The following is a 614-nucleotide window of genomic DNA, read 5'->3' as shown; positions in this document are numbered from 1 at the left end:
GCCTATGGCCATGAACGTCTTGGATTCATCACTTACCAGACAGGCTTGTGCAGAGATCTGAGGCTCAACGATCTGTTCTGTATCCCTGTAGGAAAGACTTGTCACGACAGCGGCGCGCGCATCTCCAGACGGACTTCCCAAGCTATTGTCACCGGACCGTTCAACCAACGCCAGAACCGGTGTTTTCCGGGTTTTCTTCAGACCTTTCCGGCCTCTGCCTGGAGCCGGATCGCTACGGTTTTTCTTTGGCCGGCCGCCGACATAGAAGTGGTCAACCTCTACCGTGCCTTCCAGCATGTGTTCCCGGGCTACCATCAAACGAAGGATATGCCCCATGCGCCAAGCCGTTGGCTGGCTAAGCCCCAAAGCTTCTGCCAATCGGACAGACGACATGCCCTTGTCCGATTGCAAAATAAGCCACATGCCTTTCAGCCACACACTTAAGGAAAGCTTGGTCGCATGAAGGGGCGTGTGGGTGGTAACCGTAAATTGGAAGCGGCAGTTGCCATCGGAACACTGGTAAAGACCTGGACGTGCACGACGCTTTCCCATGTCCCGTCCGGCAATCGCAATGGAATGCTTGTAACCACAAGCCGGACAAATCCTCCCCTCAG

Annotated in this window: 1 protein-coding gene; it reads right to left on the bottom strand. The window is 55.0% G+C overall.

Going from position 1 to position 614, the window contains the following annotated elements; translation table 11 throughout:
• Positions 1 to 614 (bottom strand): IS1595 family transposase (locus tag E1297_RS00900; RefSeq protein WP_155132730.1); only part of this gene is annotated, 614 nt, incomplete at both ends.

This window comes from Roseibium sp. RKSG952, assembly GCF_009711355.1.
The sequence above is the reverse complement of the archived record's forward strand: the minus strand, read 5'-3'. Positions and strand labels throughout refer to the sequence as shown.